This window comes from Variovorax sp. VRV01 (genome assembly GCF_014852545.1).
GTDB lineage: Bacteria > Pseudomonadota > Gammaproteobacteria > Burkholderiales > Burkholderiaceae_C > Variovorax > Variovorax beijingensis_A.
Genome location: NZ_JACVBS010000026.1, coordinates 14095 through 32281, shown reverse-complemented (window position 1 = coordinate 32281; position 18187 = coordinate 14095). Strand labels below are relative to the sequence as shown.

Annotated in this window: 19 protein-coding genes and 1 tRNA gene; 15 read left to right on the top strand and 5 right to left on the bottom strand. The window is 66.5% G+C overall.

Annotation, left to right across the window (positions count from 1 at the left end; all coding sequences use genetic code 11):
• Window positions 1-22: 22 nt before the first annotated feature.
• A complete protein-coding gene (locus IB278_RS30365) occupies window positions 23-1219 on the bottom strand; it encodes an amino acid aminotransferase (RefSeq protein WP_192327637.1) in 1197 nt (398 codons plus the stop codon).
• Window positions 1220-1324: 105 nt separating this feature from the next.
• Between IB278_RS30365 and uvrB the strand changes: the two genes are divergently transcribed.
• The 14 genes from uvrB (at window position 1325) to IB278_RS30295 (ending at window position 12682) form a co-directional block, all read left to right on the top strand.
• Window positions 1325-3442 (top strand): excinuclease ABC subunit UvrB, encoded by a 2118-nt coding sequence (gene uvrB / locus IB278_RS30360; protein WP_225613265.1) that lies wholly within the window; start codon window positions 1325-1327, stop codon window positions 3440-3442.
• 232 nt (window positions 3443-3674) lie between these two features.
• The gene (iscR, locus tag IB278_RS30355) at window positions 3675-4211 is read left to right on the top strand and encodes a Fe-S cluster assembly transcriptional regulator IscR (RefSeq protein WP_007828186.1); all 537 of its coding nucleotides are present in this window, start codon (window positions 3675-3677) and stop codon (window positions 4209-4211) included.
• 78 nt (window positions 4212-4289) lie between these two features.
• On the top strand, window positions 4290-5510 hold the full coding sequence (locus IB278_RS30350) for an IscS subfamily cysteine desulfurase (RefSeq protein ID WP_192327634.1): 1221 nt from the start codon (window positions 4290-4292) through the stop codon (window positions 5508-5510).
• 29 nt (window positions 5511-5539) lie between these two features.
• A complete protein-coding gene (iscU, locus tag IB278_RS30345; protein WP_012747262.1) occupies window positions 5540-5959 on the top strand; it encodes a Fe-S cluster assembly scaffold IscU in 420 nt (139 codons plus the stop codon).
• 1 nt (window position 5960) lies between these two features.
• Window positions 5961-6284: an iron-sulfur cluster assembly protein IscA gene (iscA, locus tag IB278_RS30340; protein WP_081268993.1), complete on the top strand. Its 324-nt coding sequence runs from the start codon at window positions 5961-5963 to the stop codon at window positions 6282-6284.
• Window positions 6285-6374: 90 nt separating this feature from the next.
• Window positions 6375-6893 carry a Fe-S protein assembly co-chaperone HscB gene (gene hscB / locus IB278_RS30335; protein ID WP_145743369.1) on the top strand — a complete coding sequence of 173 codons (519 nt, stop codon included), beginning with the start codon at window positions 6375-6377 and terminating at the stop codon, window positions 6891-6893.
• 92 nt (window positions 6894-6985) lie between these two features.
• The gene (hscA, locus tag IB278_RS30330; protein ID WP_145743371.1) at window positions 6986-8842 is read left to right on the top strand and encodes a Fe-S protein assembly chaperone HscA; all 1857 of its coding nucleotides are present in this window, start codon (window positions 6986-6988) and stop codon (window positions 8840-8842) included.
• Between the two features lie 7 nt (window positions 8843-8849).
• Window positions 8850-9188, top strand: coding sequence for an ISC system 2Fe-2S type ferredoxin (fdx, locus tag IB278_RS30325; protein WP_124957638.1), 339 nt, complete (start codon window positions 8850-8852; stop codon window positions 9186-9188).
• Window positions 9189-9200: 12 nt separating this feature from the next.
• Window positions 9201-9908: a DNA polymerase III subunit epsilon gene (gene dnaQ / locus IB278_RS30320; protein ID WP_012747267.1), complete on the top strand. Its 708-nt coding sequence runs from the start codon at window positions 9201-9203 to the stop codon at window positions 9906-9908.
• A 69-nt stretch (window positions 9909-9977) separates the two neighbouring features.
• Window positions 9978-10052: transfer RNA gene (locus tag IB278_RS30315), tRNA-Val, on the top strand.
• Between the two features lie 148 nt (window positions 10053-10200).
• Window positions 10201-10323 (top strand): hypothetical protein, encoded by a 123-nt coding sequence (locus tag IB278_RS30310; protein WP_012747270.1) that lies wholly within the window; start codon window positions 10201-10203, stop codon window positions 10321-10323.
• 35 nt (window positions 10324-10358) lie between these two features.
• Window positions 10359-11462 (top strand): NAD(P)/FAD-dependent oxidoreductase, encoded by a 1104-nt coding sequence (locus tag IB278_RS30305; protein WP_145743372.1) that lies wholly within the window; start codon window positions 10359-10361, stop codon window positions 11460-11462.
• Between the two features lie 149 nt (window positions 11463-11611).
• Window positions 11612-11908, top strand: coding sequence for a glycine zipper domain-containing protein (locus tag IB278_RS30300; RefSeq protein WP_012747272.1), 297 nt, complete (start codon window positions 11612-11614; stop codon window positions 11906-11908).
• A gap of 51 nt (window positions 11909-11959) precedes the next feature.
• Window positions 11960-12682, top strand: coding sequence for a phage holin family protein (locus IB278_RS30295; protein ID WP_192327631.1), 723 nt, complete (start codon window positions 11960-11962; stop codon window positions 12680-12682).
• 24 nt (window positions 12683-12706) lie between these two features.
• Here IB278_RS30295 and IB278_RS30290 read toward each other — a convergent pair whose 3' ends face one another.
• On the bottom strand, window positions 12707-13780 hold the full coding sequence (locus tag IB278_RS30290) for a quinone-dependent dihydroorotate dehydrogenase (protein ID WP_145743377.1): 1074 nt from the start codon (window positions 13778-13780) through the stop codon (window positions 12707-12709).
• 40 nt (window positions 13781-13820) lie between these two features.
• Here IB278_RS30290 and rpiA point away from each other — a divergent pair, with 40 nt between their 5' ends.
• Window positions 13821-14552, top strand: coding sequence for a ribose-5-phosphate isomerase RpiA (gene rpiA, locus IB278_RS30285; RefSeq protein WP_145743379.1), 732 nt, complete (start codon window positions 13821-13823; stop codon window positions 14550-14552).
• A gap of 42 nt (window positions 14553-14594) precedes the next feature.
• Here the strand turns inward: rpiA and IB278_RS30280 are convergent, their stop codons facing one another.
• The 3 genes from IB278_RS30280 to folD are packed head-to-tail and all read right to left on the bottom strand — an operon-like array spanning window position 14595 to window position 18187.
• Window positions 14595-15242: a glutaredoxin family protein gene (locus IB278_RS30280; RefSeq protein ID WP_145743381.1), complete on the bottom strand. Its 648-nt coding sequence runs from the start codon at window positions 15240-15242 to the stop codon at window positions 14595-14597.
• A 30-nt stretch (window positions 15243-15272) separates the two neighbouring features.
• Window positions 15273-17330: a M3 family metallopeptidase gene (locus tag IB278_RS30275; RefSeq protein ID WP_192327628.1), complete on the bottom strand. Its 2058-nt coding sequence runs from the start codon at window positions 17328-17330 to the stop codon at window positions 15273-15275.
• A 5-nt stretch (window positions 17331-17335) separates the two neighbouring features.
• Window positions 17336-18187: a bifunctional methylenetetrahydrofolate dehydrogenase/methenyltetrahydrofolate cyclohydrolase FolD gene (gene folD, locus IB278_RS30270; protein ID WP_145743384.1), complete on the bottom strand. Its 852-nt coding sequence runs from the start codon at window positions 18185-18187 to the stop codon at window positions 17336-17338.

Sequence of the window (18187 nt, the reverse complement as noted above, 5' to 3'; positions counted from 1 at the left end):
TTCCCTCACATCTTGCTGACGCCTAGATGACCTTGGCGATCGACGCGCAGACGTAGTCGATGTTCTTGCTGTTGAGCGCGGCCACGCACATGCGGCCGGTGTCGGTGCCGTACACGCCGAACTCGTTGCGCAGGCGCACCATCTGGTCCTTGTTGAGGCCCGAGTAGCTGAACATGCCGATCTGCGTGGTGATGAAGCTCATGTCTTCCTTCACGCCGGCGGCCTTGAGGCCGTCCACCAGCTTCTGGCGCATGGCCTTGATGCGCACGCGCATTTCGCCGAGTTCCTTTTCCCACAGGGCGCGCAGTTCGGGGTTGCCGAGCACCGCGGCCACCACGGCGCCGCCGTGGATCGGCGGGTTGCTGTAGTTGGTGCGGATTGCGATCTTGAGTTGCGACAGCACACGGCCGGCTTCTTCCTTGTTCTCGCACAGCACCGAGAGGGCGCCCACGCGTTCGCCATAGAGGCTGAAGCTCTTCGAGAACGAGGTCGAGACGAAGAAGGTCAGGCCCGCATCGACGAACTTGGCCACGGCGGCGCCGTCTTCCTTCAGTCCATAGCCGAAGCCCTGGTAGGCCATGTCGAGGAAGGGCACGAGGCCCTTGGCCTTGACCGCGGCGACGACCTGGTCCCACTGTTCGGGCGTGATGTCATAGCCGGTCGGGTTGTGGCAGCAGGCGTGCAGCACGACGACGGTGCCGGCGGGCGCTGCGTTGAGCGCGGCCAGCATGCCGTCGAAGTTGATGCCGCGCCTGGCGGCGTCGTAGTAGGGATAGCTTTCGACCTCGAAGCCGGCGTTGGTGAACAGGGCGCGGTGGTTTTCCCAGCTCGGGTCGCTGATCAGCACCTTGGCCTTGGGGTTGAGCTTCTTGAGGAAGTCCGCGCCGACCTTGAGGCCGCCGGTGCCGCCGATGGCCTGGATGGTGGCCACGCGGCCCGATTGCACCGGCTCGCTGTCGGCGCCGAAGACCAGGCCCTTGACTGCGTTGTCATACGCCACGATGCCGTCGATCGGCAGGTAGCCGCGCGCCGAAGGCGTTTTCATCATGTTCTGTTCGGCGGCCTGCACGCACTGCAAAAGCGGCAGCTTGCCGTTGTCGTCGTAGTAGACGCCGACGCCGAGGTTGACCTTGTTGGGGTTGGTATCGGCTGCAAACTGCTCGTTGAGGCCGAGGATCGGGTCGCGCGGTGCCATTTCGACCGCGGTGAACATAGACATGGAAAGGTCCTTTGGGATGAAAGCTTCGCTGCAACCGGAGGAGGCTTTATCCTTTCCGGTTGCCTTGAATTTTACCGGCGCGAGCGCCACCTGTCGGGAACAGCCATGCCAGAGAACAACGAAGCCATAGCAGACCTGAAGAAACTGGACCCGATCGGTCCGGCCAAGCAGGGCGAATTCATCAAGTACCCCGGTTCGCCTTTCGAACTTTTCCAGCCTTACCCCCCGGCCGGGGACCAGCCGAAGGCGATCGACGGGCTGGTCGAGGGCGTGCTCGACGGCGAAGTGTTCCAGACGCTGCTGGGCGTCACGGGCTCGGGCAAGACCTTCACCATGGCCAACGTGATCGCGCGGCTGGGCCGGCCGGCCATCGTGTTCGCGCCCAACAAGACGCTGGCGGCGCAGCTCTACAGCGAATTCCGCGAGTTCTTTCCCAAGAACGCCGTCGAGTACTTCGTGAGCTACTACGACTACTACCAGCCCGAGGCCTACGTGCCCCAGCGCGACCTGTTCATCGAGAAGGACTCCTCGATCAACGAGCACATCGAGCAGATGCGCCTGTCGGCCACCAAGAGCGTGCTGGAGCGGCGCGACACGGTCATCGTGGCCACGGTGAGTGCCATCTACGGCATCGGCACGCCCGAGGACTACACGCAGATGCGCTTCATCATGCGGGTGGGCGACAAGATCGGCCAGCGCGACGTGATCGGGCGGCTGATCCGCATGCAGTACACCCGCAACGAGCAGGATTTCTCGCGCGGCACCTTCCGCGTGCGCGGCGACACCATCGACGTGTTTCCGGCCGAGCACAGCGAGCTGGCCATCCGCATCGAGCTGTTCGACGACGAGATCGAGACCCTGCAGCTGTTCGACCCGCTCACGGGCCGCATCCGCCAGAAGATCCCGCGCTTCACCGTGTACCCGTCGAGCCACTACGTGACGCCGCGCGACAAGGTGCTGAGCGCGGTCGAAACCATCAAGATCGAGTTGGCCGAGCGGCTCAAGGAGTTCGTGAGCCAGGGCAAGCTGGTGGAGGCGCAGCGGCTGGAGCAGCGCACCCGCTTCGACCTCGAGATGCTGGCCGAGATCGGCCACTGCAAGGGCATCGAGAACTACACGCGCCACCTCTCGGGCGCTGCGCCCGGCGAGCCGCCGGCCACGCTGACCGACTACCTGCCGAAGGACGCGCTGATGTTCCTCGACGAGAGCCACCAGATGGTCGGCCAGCTCGGCGGCATGTACAACGGCGACCGGGCGCGCAAGACCACGCTGGTCGAATACGGCTTCCGGCTGCCGAGCGCGCTGGACAACCGGCCGCTCAAGCTGGAGGAGTTCGAGACGCGCATGCGCCAGTGCATCTTCGTCTCCGCCACGCCGGCGCAGTACGAGAAGGACCATGCCGGCAACGTGGTCGAGCAGCTGGTCCGCCCGACCGGCCTGATCGACCCCGAGGTCGAGGTGCGTCCCGCAACCCACCAGGTGGACGACGTGCTGGGCGAGATCCGCATCCGCGTCGAGAAGAACGAGCGCGTGCTGATCACCACGCTGACCAAGCGCATGGCCGAGCAGCTGACCGACTACCTGGGCGACAACGGCGTGAAGGTGCGCTACCTGCACAGCGACGTCGACACGGTCGAACGGGTCGAGATCCTGCGCGACCTGCGCCTGGGGAGCTTCGACGTGCTGGTGGGTATCAACCTGCTGCGCGAGGGCCTGGACATTCCCGAGGTGTCGCTGGTGGCCATCCTCGACGCCGACAAGGAAGGCTTCCTGCGCGCCGAACGCTCGCTGATCCAGACCATCGGCCGCGCGGCGCGCAACCTGAACGGCAAGGCCATCCTCTATGCCGACCGGATGACCGACTCGATGAAGAAGGCCATCGGCGAAACCGAGCGCCGCCGCGCCCGGCAGATCGCCTACAACGAGGCCAACGGCATCACCCCGCGCAGCATCGTCAAGCAGGTGCGCGACCTGATCGACGGCGTCTACAGCGAAAAGACGGGCAAGGAAATGGCCAAGCTCGACCTGGAACGCGCCAAGGTCGAGGACATGAGCGAAAAGGACATCGCCCGAGAGATCAAGCGGCTCGAAAAGCTCATGATGGAGCACGCCCGGAACCTCGAATTCGAGAAGGCGGCCCGGGTGCGCGACCAGCTGGCGCTGCTGCGGGAGCAGGCTTTTGGCGCCTCCGGCGGGGACAATATCGCCGTGCTGCCGTCCTAGGGCGGGGTTCCGGTTCCTTCAAGCGGTTTCCGCTGGGGTTTACCCGAGCAGGCTCCAAGGTCTTCTGCTATACTTGAGCGAAATACTCAACAACAAAAAAAGAACTTCGCGATGAAGAACCGATCCCACCGGCTGGTTCACCAGCGCCAGGGGTCGGGCAGGGCGGAGACGAAGTCACCGCGGTCTCGGGCCAAGGTGTCATTTCAACGGTAAGCACTTGAAGGAGCTTGCGATGCGTCTCACTACCAAAGGCCGTTTTGCGGTCACAGCAATGATCGATCTGGCGCTGCGTCAGAACACCGGTCCGGTCACGCTGGCTGCGATCAGCCAGCGGCAGCAGATTTCGTTGTCGTATCTCGAACAGCTGTTCGGCAAACTGCGCCGCCACGAGCTGGTCGAGTCGACCCGCGGCCCCGGCGGCGGCTACAGCCTCGGCCGCAAGGCTGCAGATATCACCGTCGCAGACATCATTGTTTCCGTCGATGAGCCCATCGATGCCACGCAGTGCGGCGGCAAGGAAAACTGCCTGGGCGAAGCCGGCCGCTGCATGACGCATGAGCTCTGGGCCTCGCTGAACCAGCGCATGGTCGAGTTCCTCGATTCCGTCACGCTGCAGAAGCTGGTCGACGACCAGATCGCCAAGGGCGTGCAGATCGAGAACAAGCCGGTCGTCAAGCGCGCCATTTCCGCGCAGCCGGTGGTCAAGCCGATTCGCGTGAACGCGCCGAATTCGGTGTTTGCCCTCGGCAACGCCTTCGCGAAGTCCTGAGAAGCCGTGGAGCGCCTCCGGGCGCTGCCACCAGAAGCCCAGATCAAAGAAACAACCCCACGCCAGCCCGAGCCAGCCATGGACGTCACTCCTCATTTCCCGATCTATCTCGATTACGGCGCCACCACGCCGGTCGACCCGCGTGTGGTCGACGCAATGATCCCCTGGTTGCGTGAGCACTTCGGCAACCCGGCGTCGCGCAGCCACGCCTGGGGCTGGGAGGCTGAAGAGGCGGTCGAGAAGGCGCGCGGCCATGTGGCCGAGCTGATCGGAGCCGACCCGCGCGAGATCGTCTGGACCTCCGGCGCGACCGAGTCGAACAACCTCGCGCTCAAGGGCGCGGCCCATTTCTACAAGGGCAAGGGCAAGCACCTCATCACGGTGAAGACCGAGCACAAGGCCGTGCTCGACACCATGCGCGAGCTCGAACGCCAGGGCTTCGAAGTCACCTACATGGACGTCGAGGAAAACGGCCTGCTCGACCTCGACAAGTTCAAGGCGGCGATCCGCCCCGACACCATCCTTGCGAGCGTGATGTACGTCAACAACGAGATCGGCGTCATCCAGGACGTGGTCGCGCTCGGCAACGCCTGCCGCGAAAAGGGCGTGATCTTCCATGTCGACGCGGCCCAGGCCACCGGCAAGGTCGAGATCGACATCGCCAGGCTGCCCATCGACCTGATGAGCCTGGCTTCGCACAAGACCTACGGCCCCAAGGGCATCGGCGCGCTGTACGTGCGCCGCAAGCCGCGTGTGCGGCTCGAGGCACAGATGCACGGCGGCGGCCACGAGCGCGGCATGCGTTCGGGCACCTTGCCCACGCACCAGATCGTGGGCATGGGCGAGGCCTTCCGCATCGCCAAGCTCGAAATGAAGGAAGACATCGCCAAGGCGGCGCGCCTGCAGAAGCGCCTGCTCGACGGCCTGAAGGATGTCGAGCAGGTGTTCATCAACGGCGACCTCGCGCAGCGTGTGCCGCACAACCTGAACATGAGCTTCAACTACGTCGAAGGCGAGTCGCTGATCATGGGCATCAAGGGCCTGGCGGTGTCGTCGGGTTCGGCCTGCACCTCGGCCAGCCTGGAGCCCAGCTATGTGCTGCGCGCCCTGGGCCGCAGCGACGAGCTGGCCCACAGCAGCCTGCGCATGACCATCGGCCGTTTCACGACCGAGGAAGAAATCGACTACGCCATCTCGACCATCAAGCACAACGTCGCCAAGCTGCGCGAGCTGAGCCCCCTGTGGGAGATGTTCCAGGACGGCGTCGACATCAGCACGATCCAGTGGTCGGCCCACTGACGCATTGAACAAAGTTTGAGAGGTACACCATGGCATATTCATCCAAGGTCATCGACCACTACGAAAATCCCCGCAACGTCGGTTCCTTCGAAAAGGGCGACGACTCGGTCGGCACCGGCATGGTCGGCGCGCCGGCCTGCGGCGACGTCATGAAGCTGCAGATCAAGGTCAACCCCGAAACCGGCGTGATCGAAGACGCGCGCTTCAAGACCTACGGCTGCGGCTCGGCCATTGCGTCGTCCTCGCTCGTCACCGAATGGGTCAAGGGCAAGACGCTCGACGAAGCCGCGGCGCTCAAGAATGCCCAGATCGCCGAGGAGCTGGCGCTGCCGCCCGTCAAGATCCACTGCTCGATCCTGGCCGAAGACGCCATCAAGGCCGCCGTGAGCGACTACAAGGCCAAGCACGGCGCCAAGACGGCAGAAGCCGAGCCATCGGCAGTCCACTGACATGGCCGTTACGCTGACCGAAGCCGCCGCGCGCCACGTCACCCGCTACCTCGGCAAACGCGGCAAGGGCGTGGGCGTGCGGCTGGGCGTGAAGACCACCGGCTGCTCGGGCCTGGCCTACAAGCTCGAGTACGTGGACGAACTCGCGCCTGAAGACGTGGTGTTCGAAGACCATGGCGTGAAGGTGCTGGTCGACCCCAAGAGCCTGGCCTACATCGACGGCACGCAGCTCGACTTCGTGCGCGAAGGCCTGAACGAAGGCTTCAAGTTCATCAACCCGAACGAGCGGGATCGCTGCGGTTGCGGAGAGAGTTTCCGCATCTGATGCGCCGTCGCTGATAGCGACCACAGCCGCCACCATGTCATGTGCTGGCGGTTTTTTCTTGATCCGCCCTCCGAGGGCGCAGGCCGCCTGATGAACCTCAACGACACCGACTTTCAACTGTTCGACGTCCCCGCGACCTTCGCGCAGGACCGTGCCGTGCTCGACGCCCGGTGGAAGGAGCTGCAGCGCGAGGCGCATCCGGACCGCTTTGCCGCGCAGGGCGCCGCGGCGCAGCGCGTGGCGATGCAATGGTCGGTGCGCATCAACGAGGCCTACCAGCGGCTCAAGGACCCGATCCGCCGGGCCAGCTACATCTGCGAACTCCACGGTGCACCGCTGAACGCCGAGAACAACACGGCCATGCCGCCTGATTTCCTGATGCAGCAGATGGAGTGGCGCGAGGCGCTCGACGATGCCGGCGACATCGCCGCGGTCGAGCAGCTGCAGGCCGAAGTCGAGGCCGGGCGCGCCCGCGCGCTGTCATCGCTCGACTGGCTGATCGACGAGAAGGGCGACTACCCCGCCGCTGCGCAGCAGGTGAGAGCCCTCATGTTCATTGAGCGCTTCGGACAGGACGTCGAAGCCAAGTTCGATCAGTTGGGACAATAGCCAGATATGAACCCCCACGCTCATCACTTCGTGTATTCGCTGCCCCCCGAGGGGGCGCAGGCCTCCCTTGGGGCGGCCCGGCGGGAGGCCTGATGGCTCTTCTTCAAATTTCCGAACCCGGCCAGGCGCCCGACCCGCATCAGCGCCGCATCGCCGTGGGCATCGACCTGGGCACCACGCATTCGCTGGTGGCCGCGGTGCGCAATGGCGTGGCCGAATGCCTGCCTGACGACCAGGGCCGCGTGATCCTGCCTTCTGCCGTGCGCTATCTCGACCGCGAGCGGCGCCAGATCGGCTTCGATGCGCTCGCCGCGCGTGCGCAGGATGCCGCAAACACCATCACCTCGGTCAAGCGGCTCATGGGCCGCGGACTGGCCGACATCGCCAACCGCGAGTCGATGTCGTACCGCCTGGTGGATGAAGGCGGCATGGTCAAGGTGGAGACGGCCGCGGGCATCAAGTCGCCGGTGGAGATCAGCGCCGAGATTCTGGCCACCTTGCGCTATCGCGCCGAAGACACCTTCGACGGCGAGCTCTACGGCGCCGTCATCACCGTGCCGGCCTACTTCGACGAAGGCCAGCGGCAGGCCACCAAGGACGCCGCGCAGCTCGCCGGCCTCAACGTGCTGCGCCTGATCAGCGAGCCCACGGCCGCAGCCATCGCCTACGGCCTGGACAATGCGAGCGAGGGCGTCTACGCGGTCTACGACCTGGGCGGCGGCACCTTCGACATCTCGATCCTGCGGCTCACGCAGGGCGTGTTCGAAGTCATTGCCACCGGCGGCGATTCCGCCCTGGGCGGCGACGACTACGACCACGCGCTCGCCGATTTCGTGCTCGCGCAAACCGGCCTGCAAGTGGGCAGCGACGCCGACAAGGCCGCCATGCTGGTGGCCGCCCGTGCGGCCAAGGAGGCGCTGACCGGTGCCGATTCCGTGGCGTTCCACGCCGAGCTTGCCGGCGGCGCCGCCCGATTCGACCTGGCGCGCGCGCAATTCGATGCCGCCACCAAAGCGCTCACCGACCGCACGATCGCAGCGGTTCGCAAGGCGCTGCGCGATGCGAAGCTCAAGCCCGACGACCTGCAGGGCATCGTGCTGGTCGGCGGCTCCACCCGCATGCCGCAGATCCGCCGTGCCGTCGCCGAATTCTTCGGCCGCGAGCCGCTCATCAACCTGAACCCCGACGAAGTCGTGGCCCTTGGCGCGGCCATCCAGGCCAACCAGCTGGCCGGCAACAACGGAGCGGGCGATCTGCTGCTTCTCGACGTGATCCCGCTGTCGCTGGGCATCGAGACCATGGGCGGCCTGGTCGAGCGCATCGTGCCGCGCAACCAGACCATTCCGACGGCCATGGCGCAGGACTTCACCACCTACCAGGACGGCCAGACGGCGCTTGCGCTGCACGTGGTGCAGGGCGAGCGCGACCTTGTCGCCGACTGCCGCAGCCTCGCGCGCTTCACGCTGCGCGGCATCCCGCCCATGGCGGCGGGCGCGGCGCGCATCCGCGTGACCTTCACCGTCGATGCCGATGGGCTGCTGAGCGTCAGCGCCAGGGAGCAGGGCAGCGGCGTGGAGGCCAGCGTGGCGGTCAAGCCATCGTACGGACTCTCGGACGACCAGATCGCGCGCATGCTGCAGGAGAGCTTTTCCACCGCGCAGCAGGACATGCAGGCGCGCGCGCTGGTGGAGGCGCGCGTCGATGCCGAGCGCATGCTGCTTGCGACGCAGAGCGCGCTCGACGCCGACGGCGATCTGCTGGGCGAAGAAGAGCGCGCAGTCATCGATGCGTCGATGGCGCAGTTGCGCGAAGCTGCCAAGGGCAATGACGCCGCGGCCATCGAAGGCGCCACCAAGGCGCTGGCCAATGACACCGAGGCCTTTGCCGCCCAGCGCATGAACGCGGGCATTGCGCGCGCTCTGTCGGGCCGCAAGCTCGAATCCCTCTGAGAACCACATGCCCACCATCAAGATATTTCCGCATCCCGAGTACTGCCCGCAGGGTGCAGAAATCACGGCGCCGGCCGGCACCTCGATCTGCGAGGCGCTGCTGGACAACCACATCAACATCGAGCACGCCTGCGAGATGAGCTGCGCCTGCACCACCTGCCACGTGGTCGTGCGCCAGGGCTTCAATTCGCTGAACGAGGCCGAGGAGGGCGAGGAAGACCTGCTCGACCGCGCCTGGGGCCTGGAGCCACAATCGCGCCTGAGCTGCCAGGCGATCCTGGCGCAGGAAGACGTGACGATCGAGATTCCCAAGTACTCGATCAACCACGCCAAAGAGAACCATTGAAAGAGCCACCGCATGTCGCGCCAGATCGTCCTCGACACTGAAACCACCGGCCTGTCCGCCGAGAACGGCGACCGCATCATCGAGCTTGGCTGCGTGGAGCTGTTTGCCCGCAAGCTCACCGGCAACGACCTGCACATCTATTTCAACCCCGAGCGCGAGAGCCATGAGGACGCGCTCAAGGTGCACGGCCTGACAACCGACTTCCTGCGCGACAAGCCGAAGTTCGCCACGCTGGCCAACGACATCGTCGAGTACCTGCGCGGCGCCGAGCTGATCATCCACAACGCGGCCTTCGACGTCGGCTTCCTCAACAAGGAGCTCGAGCTGGCCGGCCTGCCGCCGCTGCGCAGCTTCGTCGGGGAGGTGACCGACACGCTGGCCATGGCCAAGCAGGTCTACCCGGGCAAGCGCAATTCGCTCGACGCGCTGTGCGACCGCTTCGGCGTCGACCGCTCCAACCGTACCTTCCACGGCGCCAAGCTCGACGCGCAGCTGCTGGCCGACGTGTACATCAATCTCACGCGCGGCCAGGATGCCCTGCTGATCGACGTGGCCTCGAACGAGCCGGCGCAGGGCACCACGGTGGTGGCCATCGACCTGAGCCAGTTCGACCTGCCGGTGATCATGGCCGCAGAGCAGGAGCTCGCAGCGCACGAGGCCGTGTTGTCGCAGCTCGACAAATCCAGCAACGGGCGCACGCTGTTTCGGCAAAACAGCTGAAATCCTGTGGCATAATCGAAGGCTTCGCGCAACGCGATTAATTCCACGGCACTGCACTCGCGGCGTCACGGGCGGTTAGCTCAGGGGTAGAGCACAGCATTCACACTGCTGGGGTCGGAGGTTCGAAGCCTCCACCGCCCACCAATTCCAAATAAAAAGCGACCTGGCTGTCCAGGTCGCTTTTTTGTTTGCGCGGACGCACTGTCGGCTCGTGCTGACGCCAACTGCCGCCGCGCGCCGGCTGCATTCCTGAAGCAACCGCATAGAACCAGGACAAAGGAGAGCATCCGCCATGGCCACCCATCCCGATCTTCCGCCTCCGATCACACCGGATCTGCCCGTGGAGCCCGACGAAGGGCCGAGCACGCCGCCGGACGAGCCGACCGATCCCGAGCCGCCCCCCACCACGTCCTGATGAAATCCGCCCGCGAGCCGCGATAAGCTCGCACGATGGATGAACTCGATTGCGCCGTCATCGGCGGCGGTGTGGTGGGACTGGCGGTGGCGCGCGCCTTGGCGCTCGCGGGCCGGGAGGTGGTGGTGCTGGAAGCCGAAGGTGCCATTGGCACCGGCACCAGTTCGCGCAACAGCGAGGTGATTCATGCGGGCATCTACTACCCGCAGGGCTCGCTCAAAGCCAGGCTTTGCGTCGAGGGCAAGGAGGCGCTGTATGCCTATGCGGCAGAGCGCGGCGTGCCCTACCGGCGCTGCGGCAAGCTGATCGTCGCGACTTCGGCCGAGCAGGTGGCGCAGCTCGAAGTGATCCGTGCCAAGGCGGCCGCCAACGGCGTCGGCGACCTCGTGTTGCTGACCGCGCAGCAGGCCATGGAAATGGAGCCGCAGCTCCATTGCGTGGCGGCATTGCATTCGCCGAGTACCGGCATCGTCGACAGCCATGCCTTGATGCTGAGCCTGCTCGGCGATGTGGAGAACGCGGGCGGCATGCTGGCGCTGAAATCGCCCATCGCACGCGCGGAATGCGGTCAGGACGCTATCGTCCTGGTAGCGGAAGACGGAACGGCGCTGCGCTGCAACACCGTGGTCAATGCGGCCGGGCTGCTTGCGCCCGAACTGGCCCGCCGCTTCGAAGGCTTGCCGTCCGCGGCCGTGCCCACCGCCTACTTTGCCAAGGGCAGCTATTTCACGCTGTCGGGCCGCGCGCCTTTCAGCCGCCTCGTCTATCCGGTGCCCGAACCCGGCGGACTGGGTGTGCACCTGACGATCGACCTGGGCGGGCAAGCCAAGTTCGGCCCCGACGTGCAATGGGTGCAATCGGCCGACGATCTGGTGGTGGACCCGGCGCGCGGCGATGGCTTCTACGCCGAGGTGCGCAAGTACTGGCCCGCCCTGCCCGACGGGGCGCTGATTCCCGGCTACGCGGGCATGCGGCCCAAGATCTCGGGCCCCGACGAGCCGGCGCGCGACTTCATGATCGACGGACCCGAATCGCACGGCGTGCGGGGCCTGGTCAATCTCTTTGGCATCGAGTCGCCCGGGCTCACAAGCAGCCTGGCCATCGGGCGCTACGTGGAGCGACTGCTCGCGGCGGGCTGACGGCGAAGGCACATCAGGGCCCATCGCGTGCAGAAGTCTGCACAACAGCTGTGCCCGAGAGGCTTTTGTGCCTGTAACATGACACCACGCCATTTGCTGGCGTGAAGCCGCCGGCGCGGTGCCGGTGCCATCACGGAGGAAAGATTCCAATGAGTGCATCCAACAATATCGAAGCGGCAGCCGAAGACATCGCAAGCGACGTGCGCGGCGTGCTGGCCAGCAAGGACCTGGATTCGGTTCCCCACATCAAGGCGCTGCGCCAGCGCATCGACACCAAGCTCGCCATTGCGCGCGAGCTTGCCGCGGAAAAGAGCAAGCTGGCTGCCAAGAAGGCCCGCGAAGCGGCCAACTCTGCCAACGCCTACGCCCACGACGAACCGTGGCAGATCGCCGGCGCTGCGCTGGCCGTCGGCGTGCTGGTGGGCCTGCTGCTTGGCCGCCGCTGACCTGAACGCAAGCCGTTGCCGCGCCGTCCCTCGCCGAGCCGGAGTCGGCGCATGAGATTGCTGTCCCTGTTCGGGCTCGATGCCCGTTTGCGGCGGCTGCGGATCGCTGCGGCCGAAGGCGCGCTGGCGGCCGAAGACCGCGTGCAGCTCCTGCGCATGGCGTGGGAGGACGAGAAGCAGCGTCTCAAGCTGATGCTCGTGCTGGTGGTGGCCGTGCTCGGGCTCACCACGGTGGCGGTGGCGTTGCTCTCGATGGCGGTGGTGGTGCATTTCTGGGAAACACCGCACCGCATCGCGGCTGCGTGGTCGGTGGCCGGCGTGTGGGTCCTGCTCTGGCTGGGCGCGGCGCTGGGGCTGTTCCTGACCCTTCGCAATGCCTCGAACAGCTTCATTCCGGCGCGCCGCGAATTCGAACGCGACTGGGCCTGGGTGCAGGACAGCTTCGGCCTCGGCAAGGATCCCGACCAGGACGAAGAAGCGCCGCGTCCCCGGCGGCCCGCCACGCGCGAGGAACTGCTCGCCCGCATGGAGCGCCAGCGCGAACGCATTGCCACGATGCAGGGGGCAGGACCGGCACGGCCCGCCGCTGCAACGGGTGCTTCTTCCGAGGCACCGCCGGTCGACGAATCGGCGGCAGCTGCGGCCTTGCGCATTGCGCGGGAGCACCCCGTGGCCACCGGCGTTGCCGCCGCGGTGGCCGTGGCGGTGCTCCGGCCCAAGCGGCTGCTGCGCTGGGCCGCGTTCATTGCGCCAGTGCTCTGGCGCATGCGCTGAGAAGAAAAGAGAAAGAGCGAAGGCTCAGGCGGCGCTGCGGCTTTGCAGCAAGGCCTGCGCCGCCTCGCGGACCAGCGCCGGGCCGCGGTAGATGAGGCCTGTGTAGATCTGCACCACGTCCGCGCCCGCGGCAATCTTGGCCCTGGCATCGGCCGCGCTCAGGATGCCCCCCACCCCGATGATCGGAAAACCCGGCCCCAGCGCCGCGCGCAGCTGCAAGACCACACGGTTGCTCGCCTCGCGCACGGGAGCGCCCGAGAGCCCGCCCGCTTCGTCGGCATGCGGCAGGCCGGCGACCGCGTCTCGCGCCAGCGTGGTGTTGGTGGCGATCACGCCGTCCATGCCGTGGCGCTGCAGCGTGGCGGCGATCACGGCGACCTGGCTCTCGTCCAGATCGGGAGCGATCTTCACGAACAGCGGCACGCGCCGACGGCTGCGCTCGGCCAGGGCATGGCGGCGTTCCGCGATGGCGCCCAGCAGGGCGTCGAGCGCCTCGTCGCTCTGCAGCGTCCGCAGGTTGGCGGTGTTGGGACTCGAGATGTTGATGGTCACGTAGTCGGCATGCGGGTACACGCCGTCCAGGCAGGCCAGGTAGTCGTCCACGGCCTTTTCGATGGGCGTGGCGGCGTTCTTGCCGATGTTGAGCCCGAGCAGCATCGGCTTCTTGCCGCCGCCGCTCCTGCGGAAGCGCGCCTTCTGCACGTTGGCAAGAAAGGCGTCGAGCCCTTCGTTGTTGAACCCGAGCCGATTGATGAGCGCGTCGCGCTGGGGCAGGCGGAACATGCGCGGCTTGGGGTTGCCCGGCTGCGCCTTGGGCGTGACCGTGCCGACTTCGACGAAGCCGAAGCCCATGGCGGCAAAGGCGTCGATGCAGCGGGCGTTCTTGTCGAGACCGGCGGCCAGGCCCACGCGGTTGGGAAATTCCAGCCCCGCCAGCGTGACCGGATCATCGACGCGCGGCGCGGCGTAGGCGCAGGCCAGCGGCGTGTTCTGCGTGCGGGCCAGCCCGTCGAGCGTGAGTTCGTGGGCATGCTCCGGGTCGAAGCCGAACAGAAAGGGCCGGGCCAGGCCGTAGAGCGAAGAGGGGAGCAGGGGCATCGGATAATTCTCGACTTCAATGAGCCAAGGATTCTCCGCGATGACTGCACCCGTTTCCCCTTCTTCCGCCTCCGGCGCCGCGAACGGCGCGGGCGCCATCTCCCAGGACGAACTCAAGGCCCAGGTCGGCCGCGCCGCGCTGGCCTACGTGGCCAAGGGTGAAATCGTCGGCGTGGGCACGGGTTCCACCGTGAACAAGTTCATCGACGCGCTGGCCACCATCAAGGACCAGATCAAGGGGGCGGTGTCCAGCTCTGTGGCCTCGACCGAGCGCCTGCGTGCCCTGGGCATTCCGGTGTTCGACAGCAACGAGGTCGACGAACTCGGCGTCTACATCGACGGTGCCGACGAGATCGACCACCACGGCTTCATGGTGAAGGGCGGCGGTGCGGCGCTCACGCGCGAAAAGATCGTGGCGGCGCAGTCGCGGCGCTTCGTCTGCATTGCCGATGCTTCCAAGCTGGTAGACACGCTCGGCGCCTTTCCGCTGCCGGTGGAGGTGATTCCGATGGCAGCGCGCCGGGTGATGCGGCAGTTCGAGGCCATGGGCGGCATCGCACAGGTGCGCGAGAAGGACGGATTGCCGCTCGTGACCGACAACGGCCAGCACATCGTCGACGTGACGGGACTGCGGATCAGCGATCCGCTCGCCTTCGAATCCGAAGTGAGCCAGTGGCCCGGCGTGGTCACGGTCGGCGTGTTTGCGCATCAGAAGGCCGACGTGTGCCTGCTGGGTACGCCCTCGGGCGTGCAGACGATGCAGTTCGACTGAAGAAGGAAGACCGCGTGCTCTTCTGGCCGGCGGCCGGCCGGTTCAGAACTTGATGCCTGCCGGATTGCTCGGGCTCGGACCGCTCGGGGCGGGCGTGGGCGGTTGTGGCGCTGGCTGCGCAACGGGCGCGGGCTCGGATGCGCCGGGCGCCGGCTGCAGCGCGACCAGCGGCCGCGCCGGCGGATTGCGGTAGCCCGCGGGCAGGCTGTTGCTCTTCGGATAGCCCGCGGCGTCGAGGTAACGCGACCATTCGGCGTCCGAGTAGCCCTTGAGTTGCTGCGAGCCGATCGTCAGCAGCGGCAGCGAGGCCTGGTTGCTCAAGCGCTGCAATGCCTCCACATCCTGGCTGCTCTTGACGGTGCGCTCCTCGAACGGAATGCCGCGCGTGACGAGCAGCGAACGGGCGGTGCCACAGGGCGCGCATTCCTCGCTGCTGTAGAGCGTCACGGGATAGCGCTGCGCCACTTGCCGCAATTCGTAGGGCAGCCCGGCATTGGCGGGAGGCGTGATGCCGGCCTGCGGGGCCGCGGCCGGTTCCGTGCTTGCGGTGGGCGCGCGGTCCGAGAAGGTGACCTTGCCGTTCTTGTCGACGTTGCGGTAGATCGGCTGGGCCATTGCCCCTGCGGCGATCAGCAGCAGGGCGAAGCCGGACAGGCGATGCAAGGAGGATTTCTGGTGGATCGAATGCATCGCCCGAGTATCGCAAGCTTCAGGCGCGCATCAAGCGGGCCGGGTCTGTGCCATGCCCTGGTGTCGCAGCAGCGCATCAAGCTGTGGCTCGCGGCCGCGGAAGGCCTTGAACGAATCCATGGCGCTGCGGCTGCCGCCGGCTTCGAGGATGGCCTGGCGGTACCTGCGGCCGGTTTCGATGTTCGGCTGGCCGTCGGTGCCCACGGTTTCCTCGAAGGCGGCATAGGCATCGGCGCTCAGCACCTCGGCCCACTTGTAGCTGTAGTAGCCGGCCGCGTAGCCGCCCGAGAAGATATGGCTGAAGGTGTTCGGCGTGCGGCTGAAAGGAGGCGAGGGCATCACGGCCACCTCGGTGCGCACCTTGCCCAGCAGCGCGAGCACGCCGCCCGGCTGCGCGGCGGCGGCCTGGTATTCGGTATGCAGCAGCATGTCGAACAGCGAGAACTCGATCTGGCGCAGCGTCTGCAGGCCGCTCTGGAAGTTCTTGGCGGCGGTCATCTTGTCGAACAGCGCGCGCGGCAACGGCTCGCCGGTGTCGACGTGGGCCGTCATGTGCCTGAGCACGTCCCATTCCCAGCAGAAGTTTTCCATGAACTGGCTCGGCAGCTCGACCGCGTCCCACTCGACGCCGCTGATGCCCGACACGTCGCGCTCGTTCACCTGCGTGAGCATGTGGTGCAGGCCATGGCCGAATTCGTGGAACAGGGTGGTCACGTCGTCGTGCGTGAGCAGCGGCGGCTTGCCGTCGACGCCGCTCGCGAAGTTGCACACGAGCTGGGCGACGGGCGTTTGCAGCATGCCGTCGTCAGGGCGCAGCCAGCGCGCGCGCACGTCGTCCATCCACGCACCGCCGCGCTTGGCGGCGCGGGCGGAAGGGTCGAGGTAGAACTGGCCGACCTTCTGCCCGGCGCGCTCGATGCGGTAGACCTCGACGCTGGGGTGCCATGTGGGCGCGCTGTCGCGGCGAATCGAAACCTCAAACAGCGTCTCGACGATCTTGAACAGTCCGGCCATCACCTTGGGCGCCGGGAAATACTGCTTGACCTCCTGCTCACTGAAGGCGTAGCGCGCCTCCTTGAGTTTTTCGCCGATGTAACTCCAGTCCCACGCCTGCGGATCGGTGATGCCCAATTGGTCCGCAGCGAAGGCGCGCAGGTCGGCCAGGTCGCGTTCGCCGTACGGCTTGGCCTTGGCCGCGAGATCGCGTAGGAACTTGACCACCTGCTCGGGCGACTCGGCCATCTTGGGCACGACCGAGAGTTCGCCGAAATTCCTGTAGCCGAGCAGTTTGGCTTCTTCCTCCCGCAGCGCGAGGATCTCGTTGATCAGCGCCGTGTTGTCGAAGGCCGGATCGCCAAGCTCGCTGGCGCGGGTGACGTAGGCCCGGTAGAGCGTTTCGCGCAGCGCGCTGCTCCTGGCGAACTGCATCACGGGCAGGTAGCAGGGCATCTTGAGCGTGAGCTTGTAGCCCTGCTTGCCCTCGGCTTCGGCTGCTGCGCGGGCCGCGCTCACCACGTCTTCGGGCACGCCCTCGAGCTCGCCCAGCGCCGCGTAGTACGAGAAGGCGTCGGTGGCATCGAGCGCGTTCTCGCTGAACTTCTGGCTCAGTTCGGCCTGGCGTTCCTGGATGTCGGCAAAGCGCTTCTTCGCCTCGCCCTGCAGTTCCGCGCCGCCCAGCACGAAGTTGCGCACGGCATTCTTGTGCGCCTGGCGCTGCTCGGGGTTGAGGGTGGCCACGTCGATGGCCTTGTACTTGGCATAGAGGCGCTCGTCGGAACCCAGGCGGGTCCAGAAGGCGGTCACGCGCGGCATGGCCTCGTTGTAGGCGGCGCGCAGTTCCGGCGTGTCGGCCACGGCGTTGAGATGCCCCACGGCGCCCCAGGCGCGGCTGAAGCGTTCGGACGCCACGTCGAGCACCTTGGAGATCGCATTCCAGTCGGCGGGAAAGTCGGCGGCCGTCACGGTCTGCAGCGCTGCCTCGGCTTCGGCCAGCAGGATGTCGACCGCGGGCGCAACGTGTTCGGGCTCGATGCGGTCGAACAGCGGAAGATCGGTGAAGTCGAGGAGGGGGTTGTTCTTTGTGGCCATGGAAATCACTTGGCGGCGCGTTCCGCGGCTTCAAGGGTGTTGACGAGCAGCATGGCGCGCGTCATGGGGCCGACGCCGCCCGGCACGGGGGTGATCCAGCCGGCCACTTCCTTGACGCCGTCGAAGTCGACGTCGCCGGCGAGCTTGCCGTCTTCCTTGCGGTTCATGCCCACGTCGATCACGACCGCGCCGGGCTTCACCATGCCGGCCGTCAGGATGTTGCGCTTGCCCACCGCGGCCACGATCACGTCGGCCTGGCGCGTGAGGGCGCCCAGGTCTTGCGTCGCGCTGTGGCAGATGGTCACGGTGGCGTTCCTGGCCAGCAGCATCATGGCCATCGGCTTGCCGACGATGTTGCTGCGGCCGATGACCACCGCATGCTTGCCGCGCAGGTCGTAGCCGATGGATTCGAGCATCTTCATGCAGCCGTAGGGCGTGCAGGGCCAGAAGCCCGGCGCGCCGGTCATGAGCGCGCCGGCGCTGGCCACGTGGAAGCCGTCCACGTCCTTGGCGGGCGAGATCGCCTCGATGACCTTCTGGCTGTCCATGTGCTTTGGCAGCGGCAGCTGAACCAGGATGCCGTGCACCTTGGGGTCGTCGTTGAGGGCGCGGATGCGGTCCAGCAGCGCGGCCTCGCTCATGTCGGCAGGATAGGTTTCGAGGGTGGCCGCGAGGCCGGTTTCGGTGCTGTCGTTGACCTTGTGCTTCGTGTAGACCTGGCTGGCCGGGTCGCTGCCCACGAGGATGATGGAAAGGGCCGGGTCCACGCCCTTGGCCTTCAGTGCGGCGGTGCGGCCGGCAACCTCGGCGCGAATGGTTTTGGCGAGGGCGTTGCCATCGATCAGTTGGGCGGTCAT